9 protein-coding genes are annotated in these 15,686 nt (G+C 49.2%); 5 read left to right on the forward strand and 4 right to left on the reverse strand.

Going from position 1 to position 15,686, the window contains the following annotated elements; genetic code table 11:
- Positions 1 to 60 precede the first annotated feature (60 nt).
- Positions 61 to 1,176, forward strand: a complete 1,116-nt coding sequence (locus Dvar_RS04190; protein WP_419660476.1) for a transglycosylase SLT domain-containing protein — start codon at positions 61 to 63, stop codon at positions 1,174 to 1,176.
- Between the two features lie 248 nt (positions 1,177 to 1,424).
- On the opposite strand, the gene Dvar_RS04195 is transcribed toward Dvar_RS04190, so the two are convergent.
- Entirely contained in the window at positions 1,425 to 1,949 is a 525-nt protein-coding gene (locus Dvar_RS04195; RefSeq protein WP_419660477.1) for a gamma carbonic anhydrase family protein, read from the reverse strand.
- 267 nt (positions 1,950 to 2,216) lie between these two features.
- Between Dvar_RS04195 and Dvar_RS04200 the strand changes: the two genes are divergently transcribed.
- Positions 2,217 to 2,507: a hypothetical protein gene (locus Dvar_RS04200; protein ID WP_419660478.1), complete on the forward strand. Its 291-nt coding sequence runs from the start codon at positions 2,217 to 2,219 to the stop codon at positions 2,505 to 2,507.
- An 81-nt stretch (positions 2,508 to 2,588) separates the two neighbouring features.
- Complete coding sequence (locus tag Dvar_RS04205; RefSeq protein ID WP_419660479.1) at positions 2,589 to 3,146, forward strand: JAB domain-containing protein; 558 nt, start codon at positions 2,589 to 2,591, stop codon at positions 3,144 to 3,146.
- Positions 3,147 to 3,172: 26 nt separating this feature from the next.
- On the opposite strand, the gene Dvar_RS04210 is transcribed toward Dvar_RS04205, so the two are convergent.
- The 3 genes from Dvar_RS04210 to Dvar_RS04220 all read right to left on the reverse strand — a co-directional run bounded on the left by Dvar_RS04210 (position 3,173) and on the right by Dvar_RS04220 (position 4,836).
- On the reverse strand, positions 3,173 to 3,355 hold the full coding sequence (locus Dvar_RS04210) for a hypothetical protein (RefSeq protein ID WP_419660480.1): 183 nt from the start codon (positions 3,353 to 3,355) through the stop codon (positions 3,173 to 3,175).
- A gap of 261 nt (positions 3,356 to 3,616) precedes the next feature.
- Positions 3,617 to 4,084: a hypothetical protein gene (locus Dvar_RS04215; RefSeq protein ID WP_419660481.1), complete on the reverse strand. Its 468-nt coding sequence runs from the start codon at positions 4,082 to 4,084 to the stop codon at positions 3,617 to 3,619.
- 467 nt (positions 4,085 to 4,551) lie between these two features.
- A complete protein-coding gene (locus Dvar_RS04220) occupies positions 4,552 to 4,836 on the reverse strand; it encodes a hypothetical protein (protein ID WP_419660482.1) in 285 nt (94 codons plus the stop codon).
- A gap of 608 nt (positions 4,837 to 5,444) precedes the next feature.
- On the opposite strand from Dvar_RS04220, the gene Dvar_RS04225 reads away from it, so the two are divergent.
- A complete protein-coding gene (locus tag Dvar_RS04225) occupies positions 5,445 to 7,412 on the forward strand; it encodes a response regulator (protein ID WP_419660483.1) in 1,968 nt (655 codons plus the stop codon).
- Between the two features lie 34 nt (positions 7,413 to 7,446).
- Positions 7,447 to 15,258, forward strand: a complete 7,812-nt coding sequence (locus tag Dvar_RS04230) for an SDR family NAD(P)-dependent oxidoreductase (RefSeq protein WP_419660484.1) — start codon at positions 7,447 to 7,449, stop codon at positions 15,256 to 15,258.
- Positions 15,259 to 15,686: the final 428 nt, after the last annotated feature.

The following is a 15,686-nucleotide window of genomic DNA, read 5'->3' on the forward strand; positions in this document are numbered from 1 at the left end:
AAATTAAAGATGTGTTCTAGATTGATAAACTCGGGAAGCAAATTTTTAAAGGAGTTTGGTATGATTCGAACCGAAAAATATTTTATGGGGCTTGTTATATGTTTGTTCCTTTTCCCTTTTGCGGCAATAGCTGAGCAACCTCGGTCCGATTCCACGCTGATCAGTCAGCTTCGCTTGAGCGCTGATCTGAATTTCTGTGGTGAACCTGTCCCCATTGATGATGCCGATGTGCGCGAACGGATGGAGAAGGAGTTGTTGTTGTCCCTATGGGATCGTGATCAGGTTATATTGTGGTTGAAACGGTCCCGTCGCTACCTGCCTGCTATTGAAAAGCAACTTGCAGAGGCCGGAGTCCCTGATGATCTGAAATATATGGTTATTGCAGAAAGTGCCATGCGCCCCCATGTCGGATCGCCTAAGGGCGCGATGGGGTTCTGGCAATTTATACCGGAAACCGCCAGGCGTTACGGGCTGCTGGTCAATGACAAGATTGATCAGCGGCGTAATCTTACTGCATCTAGCACGGCAGCTATCGCCTATATGAAAGAACTCCATCAGGAATTTGGCAGTTGGAGCTTGGCTGCGACGGCTTTCAATATGGGGGAGGAAGGGCTGCGTGCTGAAATTCTGGCGCAGGAGGTGGATAACTTTTATCGCCTTTACCTGTCCCTTGAAAGCCAGCGTTATCTGTTCCGCATTCTGGCGGCAAAGCAAATTATATCGGCCCCTGAACGTTTCGGTTTTTACCTGTCTGAAGACGATTATTACGCGCCCCGTCAGTATACCAGCGTCAGTCTGACCCTGTTTGAGGAAACCAGCCTCACCGTTGTGGCCAAGGCGGCGAAAAGCGATTTTAAGCATATTAAGGATCTCAATCCTGAACTACGTGGACATTATCTGGAAGCGGGAACCCATACGATTAATATTCCCGAAACTGCCCCGACCGATTTCGCAGGTCGTTTTGAGGCTCTGCACAAGGCCTGGCAACAATATCGGCGTGAACGTGTCTATGTGGTTCAGGCTGGGGATAACTTGTCGCTTATTGCCGAGCGTTTTGAGGTGCCGCTGGCCGCACTGTTAATCTGGAACAGAATCTCTCTTAATGCGACTCTGCATCCGGGAGATCGTTTGGTGATTATGCGTCATGGTGAAGGGGGTCGTCAGGTTACCGAATAAAAAATGAAGGAGGCAAGAGTCTGTTGTTATTGCATTTTTTGGTCGCCCATTAAAGTGGGGGGCAAGTTAAAAAACACATTCCCCTACGGAAAAATATGAATTTGGGGATGAAATTATGCATTCTTTAAACCGTCCCCGACTCCCCTGATGTAGTTTGGGCATAAATAGTGGGAAGTGCGGATTTTGTATAGGATGCAATTTGCATGGGGTTGGAAAGAAAGACAGAAATCGTATTTCATGGCACTGTATTAATGAGAAATTATTTTAGCACCGCTGGAATAAAGATTGCTCATTGCCATGTAATCACTTGGTGCTTGGGCGATTCTATCCTTTAGAGATTCAGAAATTGGCTTTATAATCTTGCTTGGAACTCCAGCAGCCAGGTAGTTGGCCGGTATCTTCTGGTTTTCAAGGACAACTGAACCAGCCGCCACAAAAGCATATTGACCAATACGGGCACCACTCAACACTGTCGCATTCATCCCGATAAACGCCCCCTTTTCTATGTGACAGCCTTCAATCACTACTCCATGAGCAAGCGTTACATCCGCTTCCACGATCGTATTGGAACCAGCATTGACATGGATCACTACATTATCTTGGACACTGGTTCGCGGACCGATCGAGATTTTGCCTTCATCACCGCGAATAACAGCTCCAAACCAAATACTTGCTTTTTCACCGATTATGATATCCCCTGCGATCACTGCGTTAGGAGCCAAATAAACGTCATTCCCGATTATTGGTCGTTTCCCATTCAATTCTATGATCATCCTTAACCAATCCTCTTTTGACAGAAATAAGCCACAAATCACTATCCACCAGCCACATATAAGCCCTATCTGATATCTCGAAAAGAAGGGAACTGTCAATTAACAGCTGGAAAGTTTCTAAATCTTCAAAGATTTCAAATTTATATCTGGATAGAACCTGCTCTGTAGATATAGTTAAAAACCAATCCAAATCGTATCACAATTTTCAGGCGACCTCATCACCCCAACAGGTCGCCTTTTTTATGTCCAAACGAAAGGAATTCCATCATGCCAAAGTCCGTAGAACTCTGCCAACTCGTAGCCTGTTCCATAAGTCACACTAACTGGGATATTCCCCGCATTCGTGATGGTGATCAGTGGCGGAACATTAACAATGCCCATCTGGTCGAAAACCAGTTCCATCTCAATGGACACGATCATTACGAAGACGCTATTTACCGAGCAAAGCAAATTATGGAGGCGTGTGGATGGAATACCGACCTCACCGACGCCAAGGAGCAGTGCCACGAGCACCTGTATTACCAGCATTACCGGTTGAAGTACTGGAAGCGTTCTTGAACCATCTGAAACAAGCATAGAAGGCAGTTGCCGATTTTTTCCGCCGGCCGCTGCCTCTTTTGCGTCTATGGAGGCCCCTATATGAAAACATTCAATCCCAACCATACTAACAATCCGTATGTTCAACTGCAACTATTCCCTGCAGCCTTGGACCCACCCAAAACGAAATTCATTGCCGTTTATCGGATATCGCTGGTCAAAGAAGAATCCGTATTTTTTGGAAATGTCCGGTTGTTTAATTCCAAACAGGCTCAAGCTCTGATTCAGAACCTCATCCAAACGAAAGGACAGGCCGATAGAGAGCAATTCGTGGTTGCCCTGCTCAATGCTAAGAACGAAATGATCGGGCTCAATATCGTGTCGGTGGGAATGCTCTCCTCGGCTCCTGTCTCACCTCGTGAAGTCCTGAAGCCGGCGATCTTGGCCAATTCTGCAGCAATGATTCTGGCCCACAACCATCCTTCCAATGACCTGGAACCGTCTCCCGATGACATCCACATTACCAGGAAAAAAATCCAGGCAGCGAGAATTGTTGGCATTCAGGTTCACGAGCACTTGATCATCAACATGGACGATGACCGGTATTACAGTTTTGCTGAGCAGGGCATTATCAGCCGAATGTATTCGGAGATCGGCTGATATTTCGCCCCGCCTTCATCCCACCGTCAATACCTTCCACGTAAATTATATGGATCGTTTTTGTCCACTAACCTGGTGGTAAATGTTCTTCCATCCCGTTCAATCTTTGGAATTACGTTATCAATATTGATGCCTCTGTCGTTGAGGACGCCACCTTGATGGAGCTTGGGCTTCATTCCCTTCGGCCATTTCTTTTTTCGTTTTCCCATCTTTCGTTTCCCCTTGTGTATTGGTTCATTAGCAATGCTGGAGCCTTTGTGGCCGATGAAAAATACAGACGGCCGGCCAGTTCTCTTACTTATTTGGCGGTCAAATAAATGGGGGGATTCGTCAGTCGATGGGTTGTTTTTCTTATAGCCTTATTTACAAAAATGGTAGTGGCTGCAGATGGAATACAGCAGCCGTTATTAAAAAAATAGTGTAAAATTATGCAAACATAGAGGGGGGTGAGCTTCATAGCTATCTTTTTCTCAAGAACACAAAAGATCGAAGTGGAAACCAATAGCAAGACATGTTAGACTTCCAACTTTTATAGACTTATCCAGTTTAGGATTCTCTAAAATCCAAGCGAAAGGTTCAATGAGTGCAATATCAATTAGTAGAAGACATAATGACATCAGGCTAAATAGCTCGTCCGTACTATCCTTGAGGGCTTTGGCAATCCTGCGCTCTTCCTTCTCTTTTCGCCATTGCTCTTTTTGCGCCTCCCACTCCCGACGCTCTATCTCAGCCTGCCGCTCTCCTTCTGCGACAAGTTCTGCGACCTTCGGCGCTGCTTTCTTAATGTCTTTAATGATGACATTTATTTTTTTATCCAATTTATCGGCTTTGGTTTCCCGCCACTGCTTGACCCATTTGGCCCGCCAATATGGTGAGTAAGCTTGAAGACAATAATCTGCCGGTTGGATAGTCTTTGTGAGTGGTCCAACTGTGATCAATTAGTTGGTTAAGCACATGCTCTAAACTTCCAGAATAAGCCGTTTTCTGGGAAGAGGCTTTGACGTGCTACCACCGGCTACACTATCCTAAAAAAGCGTTTGCCAACAAAGGTGGTTTTACGGCGATATAAATCAAAACACGGGGAATTTTGGGTGATGAAATTATGCGTTTCTTCGACGAGAGATAAAAAACGCATAATTTCATCACCGTTATATAAAAATGCTTGCCGAGTTGAATGCCCCGTCAGCGGCTACGTCAAGTGACAATCAGACATTGACTGGCATAGAGACCAACACGCTCAGAATAGCCAGGCTCAGGTTGCTGATGATTTCGGCCAACGTCGTTTTTTGTTTTCAAACGCCTGGATAGCTATCTGAGCCCACTTACTGTGGGCTGAAGAGAAAGCATCATAAACGTTGAATCCAGCCAAACCCCCTCGACTAATTTTTATTCTACCATTCGAAATTCACCGTCTCATTGGGCCAACTTGATAAAAAGAATATAAGTATGAAAAGTCATCTGATTGCTCATCGGTTTTTTGAGCTTCACGGCGAATCACTTTCGGGTCATCAACAACAATATCAAAAATTCCGTTAACAAAAATTGAAATTTCGTTTTCACTATTTGCATTTTCCAATTTTTCATACAAATCAGGAGATGCGTCATTAATAAATATCGGATTGCTATTTTGGGTGATGATTCCGCGTTGGAAATCGTCAGCAAAAATTACAAACAAAGAGATATATGGCATTTTTCTCCCTCGTATAACCAAGATAGGGTTTATCTCATACATCGACATTAGTATCGACCCCACCCAGAAAAAATTAAGAGAAAAACATTTTAAACAGGCAAGAAAAGGCATGGCCAATCTGCTACAGCTTATTTTTGAGGGTATTGAGAGATAATTTATCTATGCATGCCTTTGAAATGTTACTGAATTGTTATTGTCTCTGGATTTATTTATTAAAATATCTTTTTGCATGATTCTTGAGTAGAGAAATCCGCATTGAGAGTATGGTTGTCCAAATCGTCTCCATGCAAAATACACAAATGAAAATTTTGACAAAAATTGTCAACTGCATGCCGATAATTGTCAAAAAAAATCATGCGCCCAGCACGATGTCAACGTTAGCATAAGGTAGTTCGCTATTAAATTAAGCGATTTATAATGGCATGGTTTGTGCTTAGTTCTATAAAAAGCAAATATATCTCATTTAATATTTCAATATATCTCGCTGCCGTAATTTAATCAAATTTATGAGAAATTTTTACTCTATATAGAAAAACAGGTCAGTCAAAAGGGAAAAAATAAACGATTGTTTAATGGGGTGCTTGCTCACAATTTAAATGGTTATCTCAATGCCAATTGATATCGTTACCAAGCCTGAACAAGAGATTTCATCCAGCGAAATTAGACTTAAGGTCAATCCACTGACACTCTCCTTTTGTGATGAATTCGAGCATCTCGAAGATCGCTTTCATCATCACTATTTCAAGGCAAACCTTACCGTTTTAAGAATTATCCATGTAATCGCCATTTTATTTTATGGGCTAACGGGCATTCCGGAAAACATTCTTTTTCCCGAGGCGCTGCCGGTATTATGGGCCATACGGTATTGTGCCGTTATTCCAATATTTTTTATAGGGTTGGGGTTTTCTTTCACCAGGTATTATGAAAAATGCTGGTATTTGATTTCCGCAATATACATTCTGGCCACCGGCTGCGGATTCATTTTGATGATCATCCTGGGCCCAAAACCACAAATATACGCCTATTACGTGGGAATCATCATCTGTCTGTTTTTCGGATATACATTTGCGCGCGAACGGTTTTTACATGCCACCATTGCCGGGTGTTCATTGGTGGCGATCTACTTTTTATCCTCTGTTTTCATCGTCGATACACCACCGAAAATCCTCCTTTTCAACATGATGTACATGTTCATTGCCAATTTTCTGGGAATGATCATTTGCTGCTCAATAGAATACACAGCACGCAGAGATTTTATCCTCGTTCATCTATATAAGGACGAAAAGGAAAAAGTTGCAGCAGCGAATCGTGACCTGGAAGAGCGTGTCAATACACGAACGATGGATTTGACACAAACCAATCAACGCTTAAAGGAAGAGATAAAAGCGCACCGCATTGCCCAACAACAAAAAGAAGAGCTTGAGGCAAGCCTGAGCCGTGCCCAAAAAATGGAATCGCTTGGAACGATGGCTGGCGGTGTGGCCCACGACCTCAATAATATACTTACCGGCGTTGTCAGTTACCCGGATTTGTTATTAACGGACGTGCCAAAAGACAGCTCTTTCAGGGATGCTTTATTGACCATAAAAAATTCAGGAGAAAAAGCGGCAGCCATCGTTCAGGATTTGTTGACCCTGGCAAGGCGTGGTGTGGCGATCTCCACTGTCGTTAATCTGAATTCCATCATTGAAGATTATTTTAAAAGCCCGGAATTTCTAAAATTACAATCCTTTCATCCAAATGTCGAATATAAGATCGACCTTTCTTGCGATCTTAAAAATATCATGGGATCCGGCATTCATCTTTCCAAAGCGATAATGAATCTTGTTTCAAATGCAGCCGAATCAATGCCGAGTGGTGGGACCATTGAAGTGACGACTAAAAACGTTGAGATAAACAGCCCGATAAGCGGTTATGAAGACACACGATACGGAAGCTACAACCTTGTTACCGTATCCGATACGGGTGTTGGTATCGCCATGGAGGAGATGGACCGTATCTTTGAACCGTTTTACACCAAAAAAGTCATGGGACGCAGCGGAACGGGTCTGGGTATGGCAGTGGTATGGGGGACCGTTCATGATCATAACGGATATATTGAAATCAAAAGTAAACTGGGAAAGGGATCAACGTTTATGCTTTATCTTCCAAAAACCGATCGGCAGCAATCCGGTGCAAAAGAAAGTATTTCCTTAAAACAAATCCATGGCAATGGTGAGTCCATATTGGTCGTCGACGATGTGAATGAACAAAGGGATATCGCCCGTCAAATCCTGACCAAGCTGGGCTATTCGGTTACGACCACTTCCAGTGGAGAAGATGCGGTTAACTATATGCGGCAGCACACGGCCGATCTTGTCATCCTGGATATGATCATGGATCCCGGGATCGATGGCCTTGAAACATATCGGCAAATTCTCGAATACCATCCCATGCAAAAAGCAATCGTTGCCAGTGGATTTTCAGAAACGTCGCGTGTGGAGGAAATGCTGCAGTTGGGTGCAGGTGAATATGTTCGCAAACCATATACATTGGAAAAAATCGGCATGGCTGTCAAAAGCGCTTTGGATAATTAACTACTTAATTTCTAATTAGATCGGATAATCCATCATGAAACTGAATAAAACCACGATCCCTATTGCTGTAATTGGAATGGGATGCCATTACCCGGGAGCAGATTCACCGGCGAAGTTGTGGGTCAATGTTCTCAGTCGCCGCCGTCAGTTCAGGCGGATTCCAACATGCCGTCTTCCCCTTGAAGAGTACTATCATGAAGACAGAAAATCGATCGATAGAACCTATGCCCGAATGGCTTCGGTAATCGATTGTTTCACGTTTGACTGGGCCGCCAGAAGGATTCCCCGCCTTGCTTATCAGAGCACGGATATTGCCCACTGGCTGGCTCTCGAAACGGCTTTGCAGGCAGTTGCCGATGCCGGTTTTAAAAAGGAAACGCTTCCTGGCCGGCGCACCGGGGTGATCGTCGGAAACAGCCTTACGGGTGAACAATCCCGATCATACAATCTGCGGCTCAGGTGGCCATACATCCGCAAAGCCTTTCTGACAATCGCCCACCAGCGGAAAATGGCGTTTGATGAGATCCAGGCGATGGAAAATGAACTGGAAGCCAGCTTCAAATCAGCATTCCCACCGACGAATGAGGATACATTGGCCGGCGGTCTATCCAACACGATTGCCGGGCGGATATGCAATTATCTGGATCTTGATGGCGGTGGCTATACCGTTGACGGTGCCTGTTCATCCTCCTTGCTGGCCATTGCAACCGCCGCTACGAAGCTGGCTACCGGCACGTTGGATCTGGCACTGGCAGGCGGGGTCGATATCAGCCTCGATCCATTTGAGATGGTCGGATTTTCGAAGACAGGTGCGTTGACATCAGGAGAAATGACGGTCTACGACAACCGGGCAAGCGGGTTCCTACCGGGTGAGGGGTGCGGTTTTGTTGTTTTAAAGCGTTTTGATGATGCAAAAAAAGACGGTAATTCCATCTACGCAGTGATACGCGGCTGGGGGATCTCATCGGACGGCAGCCATGCGGCCATTACCGCCCCCAGTGTCCAGGGCCAATCCCTGGCGCTCAGACGTGCCTATGAGCATACAGCATATGGGGTGGACCGCCTGCATTTCATCGAAGGCCACGGAACCGGGACATCCGTAGGTGATCGGGTCGAGTTGGAGGCGATCGGCGCTGTTCAGAATGGCGACCGCAACGAGGAATCCAGTTCTCACCGGTTGTGTGGGATTACATCGTTGAAGTCAATTCTTGGTCACACCAAGGCCGCGAGCGGCGTCGGGGGGTTCATCAAGACCGTGATCTCGGTCAACCGCCGCATCTGTCCACCAATAGCAAACTGCCGCTATCCCAATCAGGCCTTCGAGGCGTCTGCACGTCATCTTTTCCCTGTTCAGATCGGCCGCCTTTTGCCGGACGCTGAAGTCATACGGGCGGGGGTATCGGCAATGGGGTTTGGTGGCATCAACACCCACATGACATTGGAATCCGTTGGTCAACCCGATTCCAGATTCAAGCCGGCAATCGATGAACGCGCGTTAATGGCCTCTGCTCAGGAAAATGAACTGTTTGTTTTTGCCGCCGAGACCGTCTCCACATTGCTCCTGGAATGTCAAACTCTTGAAAAATCGGTTGACGGTATCAGTTATGCGGAAATGACAGACCTGGCCGCAGCCCTTGGACGTCAAGCGGATTCAAAACAACCATTGCGGGCCGCGTTTATCGCCGGCAAGCCGGATGAGCTGGTTGAAAAACTCGGAAAACTGAGAACGATACTTGAAACCCACCCGCCCGAAGCCGGGCAGACCTACATGGACCCGGCGGCTCAAATCTGGCTGGCCCGTGTGGACAGCGAGCCGCGAATCGGGTTTCTCTTTCCCGGCCAGGGCTCCCAGAAACTGAATATGGGCCGGGTATTGGTTGAGCGTTTTGAGTGGGCCCGTGAACTCGTCCAGCTGGCAGACCGCCTGTCCGATGAATTCGGTGCGGAAAAGCTCAGCCGGATCATGTTTCCCCCGACCGATCAGGCCCGTGACGCCGACCAGGTCAATTCATGGTCCCACGCGCTTGCGCTGACCGCAAACGCTCAGCCGGCCATCTGCCTGGCATCGATCCTGTGGTGCCGGTTTTTAAGAGAATTGGGTGTCATCCCATCGGTTGTCGGCGGTCACAGCCTTGGGGAGGCAACGGCTTTTTATGCTGCCGGTGCTTTGGATGAACAAACCCTTCTGCGCTTTGCCTATCAACGGGGAAAAGCCATGCGTACCCGTCAGAAAGACTCCGGTGCCATGCTCAGCATGCGATGCACGCGTTCCCAGGTTGAAGATTTACTGGAAAAAATAACCGATGGGTACGCTGCCCTGGCCAATATCAATGCCCCCAGTCAAATGGTCGTCGCCGGTGAATTGAACGCCATTGAGCAATTGACCGACCTGGCAAAAACAGCAACGGTGCCCGCGCAGCGGTTGCCCGTTTCCAATGCGTTCCATTGCCGGTTAACATCTCGCGCTGCGCAAAAGCTGTCCCGGCTGACGATCCTGCCGGCATCCTTGTCGGATTCCCCGGTCCGCATATTCAGCAGCGTTAATGGACAGTCGGAAATTTCAGCCGGACATGATCTGCACATCCATTTCGTGCGGCAGGTAACGACCCAGGTGAATTTTGTGGGATTGGTAGAAAATATTGCGGAGCATTCAGATATTCTCATCGAGGTTGGACCGGGCCGGGTACTGTGCGGTCTGGTCGATGCGATTATTCCAGACGGCCGAATTTCATGCCTGCCGGTAGAGTCATCTCCTTTTACCAGTGACGATTTGAATCGCTTGCTTGCGCAGCTTTACGTCAGTGGCCAGACAATCGACTGGGAGGTGCTTTACGCCAATCGGCAGGTGGAACCATTTATTCCGCCGGCTGATCGGGTCTTTATTTCCAATCCATGTGAAAACCTGCCGGTTGTGGACGCGGCCGCATCTTCCGGCTACCGGACAACGGGGCCGCTGCAAGCGGCAGCGCCGCCGCTTGATCTGCCCGGGTTGTCACAGGCAGCGCTTCAATCCTATTTGCAGACCAGGGGGCAATTCTTAAGCGATTTGATTAAAATCGACATGCAGCATTCCCTCTCAGATGGTAGCCCTGAAAAGCAGGACACTTCGTCGCCATTGCTGTCCGATGACGCTTCTTCCGTGCCCCATGCGGCCGCTGACAACCGGACGGATGGATCAGACGAGGAAATCCTGTACGCCATGGTTGAAGAAACCACAGGGTTTCCCAAAGAGACCTTGACGCGTGCGCTGCGTCTATTGGACGACTTGAATCTGGATTCGATCAAATCCGGGGATCTTATTGTCAGATACCTGGAAAAATACGGTCTTTCCAGTGATATCGACACGGCCAAATGGACCAATGCATCGCTGGGAGAAATTATCGATCTGGCCGCGCGCAGGCATCTGGACAACGCACTGCCGGACAACAAAGATGACCATTTAAGTCCGTCTGATATACTAAAGGTGCTTATCGACCAGATCGCTTCGGCAACCCATCGCCAGCCTGCGGATATCCCGGTTGATGCACTGATGGGGCCGGATCTGCAGTTTGATGTAGAGCAACTGCAGCAGATTCTGGCCTCGGCGTCAAAGGCACTTGAACTGGATCTTAATTTAGATCTGCCCCAACTGCTGGGCCGAAGTGCGACCCAGATTGCGGATATCTTTTCACGCATGATCGATGTCGGCACAATGACCAGTCCGCTGTCGAAAATAAAGCTGCCCCAGACGGCGGTACGGGAAATGCGTGTCGACATCATTGAAAGTGAGCGGCCGGAATTGCCGGCCTGGTTCGGTAAGCGTGCAGAGGATAAGTGGGCCAACGCCAGGGTGCTGATTATCGCCGACAAGCTCGATGATACGTTGGCTCAGGATCTGCGGGATCAACTCCTCGGGCTGGGCGCCAACGTACGTGTGGCAACATTTGGCCTGGTTCAAGAAAAGGCTTTCAGTGATACAATAGACAGGTTCTCACATTTTATCGCTCTTTTGCCTCGTCTGGCTATCGAGAGGACAATTACCGAAAAGCGCCTGATGCACATCATCCGGCGCCTGTCCTTCGCAGCGGTCCCACCACCGGCCAGCCATGGTCCCCGACGGCGAAATTGCATCGTATTTGTCCAGTTCGGGGGCGGGTATTTCGGAACGCATTCCGATGCTGCCTTTCTCGATCAATGCTGTGCCACCGCCCTGGCAAAAAGCGTCTATCTGGAACGCGACGACTTGAAAATGCGGGTGATCGATTTTGATTCCAGAACCGATACAGCCCTGATCGCGGGAAAAACCATTTTGGAGATCCAAGGCCCTCAAAATTTTGTCGAGGTCGGGTATGATCGGCATCTTATCCGACGTACAGCCGTCGCCAACGTCATCGAACCCGTTCAATACACACCGGACCTGTTATCCTGGTCCGCTGAGGATGTTATCCTGGTCACCGGCGGGGCGAAGGGGATTACCGCAAAGTGCGCGTTGGCCCTGGCCTGGGCGGTAGGCGCGAAAATGGCGCTGCTTGGCAGTACGCCGCTAAAGGTTTTTGAATCTGATGACCGCGACCATGATTCGATTCATCAACTGCTTCGAGAATACGATAAGCAGGGGCTGACGGCCCGATACTATAGCTGCGATGTCTGTGACAGAAATGCGGTCGCGCGAACAGTCAAGCTAATTCAAAATGAGATGGGACCGATCACAGGCGTTATCCATGGTGCCGGCCACAATCTGCCTCGCCGTTTCTATCAGGTCTCGCCCGAGGATGCGCTCAAAGAAGTGGGCCCCAAAGTCGTCGGTATGCTGAATCTGCTTGCCGAACTGGGTAAGCAGCCGCCCAAGCGAATCGTTGGATTGACATCTATTATCGGCATTACCGGCATGCAGGGCAATGGCTGGTATGCCTTTTCAAATGAAGCCCTGGATCTCATCCTCAGGCGATTTGCGGCCCGTCATCCGGAGACCAGAACCCTTTCAGTGGCATACAGTATCTGGCGCGACGAAGGCATGGGCGCCAGACTGGGCAGTGTCAAGGCCTTGAGCAAAAAGGGAATCGACGCCATTCCGACCGACGAAGGCGTTCAGCGATTTGTCCGCCTTTTTCTTTCAAAACCGGGGACCCATCAAGTGCTGGTTACCGCTCGTATCCTGCAATTGGATACCTTGGGAAAACCGGCCATGCTTCCGTTCAAAGGGGCCCGCTTTCTTGAAAAACGGGTGCATTTTATTCCCGGTTTCGAATCCGCTTTTCTCGTCCACCTGACGCCGGATGAGGATCTTTATCTACAGGATCATTGCTTTAACGATTCATATCTGTTCCCAACGGTCTTCGGCCTGGAAGCCATGGCCCAGGTCGCCGCCAGTCTGACCGGTATCAGCGAACTCAATGGTGTCCGGATAGAAGACCTTCTGCTGAGGCGGCCAATCATCGTGGATCCTGAGAAAGGCGCGGATATCATCATCTGGGCCCAGTCAGAGGAAAGGGCTGTCATCGACGATAAGCTGGCGGTCAAAACCGGCATATTCAGGGTGGGGGCAGATTCAGACGCTGCGTCCTTTTCGGCCACATTTATCATGGATGCAATGGATCCTTCCGATGAGAAACAGATCGATATTCCATCGGAAACGCTGGAAATGAATCCATCAACAGACTTGTACCGGGAAACGCTGCTTTTTCAGGGACCGCGCTTCCAGCGTATCCGTAACGTCCATCAGCTCGATCGGGAAGGGGATGCATCGGGGATGGTAGTGCTGTCCACCGCGCCGCCTGATCCGAATTCTGCAGCACGTGCATTTGCATCACCGGAGAACCAGTTCTTTATCCTCGGCGATCCTTTTCTGCGTGACTGTCTGCTCCAATCCGCAGCATTGCTGGTTCCGCAGGATACATCGCTTCCCGTTTCCATACACAACTGGGATATCTACGCTCAGACTCACGTTTCACCTGAGAAGGAGCGGGTATTCGTCCGCAACCGGCTTCAACGTATTCAGGACCAGGATATCGAAACGGTTGTCGATTCCCTGGACGCGTCAGGGCGGGTACTGGAAAGGCTTTCCGGATATCACCTGAAAATCCTGAAGCATCATGACGACTATCCGACGGTCGCCGATTTACTGCGCCCCGATGACCGTGACACCCGGCAGTTGCAGGAGCGGTCAGCCGATTTCTCAAATCGCCTGCATCTTAAAACACCAGACATTTATGTCTCTTTTCTCCCTGGCCTGCATGACCTGCCCAAAGACCAGCGGCGGGAGGTGGAGCGTTCGTTTCTTCTCCGGACACTCGAAAACTGGGCCGTGGCCAATGATGCGGATCCTTCACGGATCAACCTGCAGTGGAATCCATCCGGAAAACCGGTGGCCGGCATAGGCGGTAAAACGCTGGATATTTCCCTGTCCCATGACAACCAGTACTGTCTGGTTGCCATTGGATCCTGCGACCTGGGATGTGATCTTGCACCGGTCACCCACCGGACAGCCGATCAGTGGACCGGACTGTTGGGGCCATTTGCCCCAAAGGTGGTTGACGCAAAACTCACCGGCGATGAGCTTGATCGCAGAGGTACAGCGCTCTGGGCGGCCAGAGAGGTGCTGCAGAAGCTGGATGTCCAGGAAACCATATCCATTGAGCTCGAGGCATCCGCCAATGACAGTATCCTTTTTGCTTGCACGACAGATAAAGGGGTCATCAAAATTCTAACCTTTGTCGTGACGTTGACCCGTGGCAGGGAGAAGATCGTTGCCTTTTCCGTAACGGAACCAGCCGTGGCAACGGTGGCCAGCAAGCCCCGACACATTGACTATAAAGGCTATGAAACACTGCTGGATGGACAGCATTACCAGATCATGGAAGGCGGGCCACAGGGGCAGGTCGTTTTTGTTTACCGTTTTCCGGTAACCTTCATGCCCGCCGGGCAATTAAGCCGGCATGTCTACTATTCTCATTATTTTTTTTGGGCCGGGACGGTCAGGGAAACCTCTGCATGGCCGGTGCTGAAACAGATCGCCGATCAATTCTCCACGGGTGAATGGGGGGGCGTTACCAACCATGCGGACTTGAAGATTCTGGGAGAAGCGACAACACAGGATCTGATCGAAGCCAGGCTCTGGGCGTCAGGCAATGGCGGCCCTCATGATTCAGTGCTGGACCTGACTTTTGATTTTCGCAAAGTGCTCCCTGACGGCGGGTACGAACGGCTGGCATGGTTGGAACAACAGACGACCTGGGTCAGGATCCTCGATCACGGCGCCGCTAAAGTGGAGCCGTATCCAGAATATTATGGATCGTTTTTAGAGGAAATGCTGCCCCGTTTCGATGCCCCGAACCAGCCTGAGCCCATTGCCGAGCCGCTTCATTTCCTGCACACCAATGGGAATGAGCGCCATCTGTACCAGGCGCCTGCCGGACCCGAGGTGAAACCGATCCTGCATGCCCAGCTGATGGACACGACCCTTGAAGACGCCAACATTGTCGGGAATATCTATTTTGCGAACTATTATGCCTGGCAGGGAAGGGTGCGCGATAATTACTTTTACACGCTGATACCGGATTATTTCCGGGGGACTGGAGAAAAGGGCGAACTGATTTGTTTGAACTGCAGGGTGGATCACCTGCGCGAAGCCATGCCGTTTGACCGCATTGAAGTGCGTATGGCGCTCAAATCCTTGAAAGAATGTCGCGCTTCGCTTCATTTTGAGTATTTCAAACTGGGAGTAAATGGGGATGCCCCGCTGAAACTGGCCACCGGCAGACAGGAGATTGTCTGGGTCCACCGAGACGCAATGAAAAAACCAGTCGTGTCTCCTTTTCCATCAGCCATCAGCGAAGCGCTGCAGATGGCTATTTCAGTACAGGCTTAAAGCGCGCGGTTTTAAATGAAAGACAGCACGATGGGATCGAAACTGCCATCAGAATATTATCGGACCGGTATTTTGATGCGCAGACAGGGCTGCACTACAACTGGCACCGGTATTACGATCCTGCCATTGGACGGTACCTGCGCGTGACTCCGGTTTGGCGAATCCAACGTCATTATGAAAAAAAGACAGGGCCCTGATCATTCAGGGCCCTGTCAATTAGAGATTTGGAAGAAGAGGAGTTACAAATAATATCGGCATCGGCTGTCAAAACTTAAGGCTGTTTTTACCATCCCTCCTATGGTTCTTTCCACTTCTTAGCGCGTCGTTCTGTCGCCCCCGGTCTTGGGCCCTGGGCCCACGTCGCCCATGCTGGGTTTCCTGAATCCATTGTGTGCGCGTATCCCCTTCAGGCTTGAGCTGGACCATTC

This window comes from Desulfosarcina variabilis str. Montpellier (assembly GCF_048565275.1).
GTDB classification, from domain to species: Bacteria; Desulfobacterota; Desulfobacteria; order Desulfobacterales; family Desulfosarcinaceae; genus Desulfosarcina; species Desulfosarcina variabilis.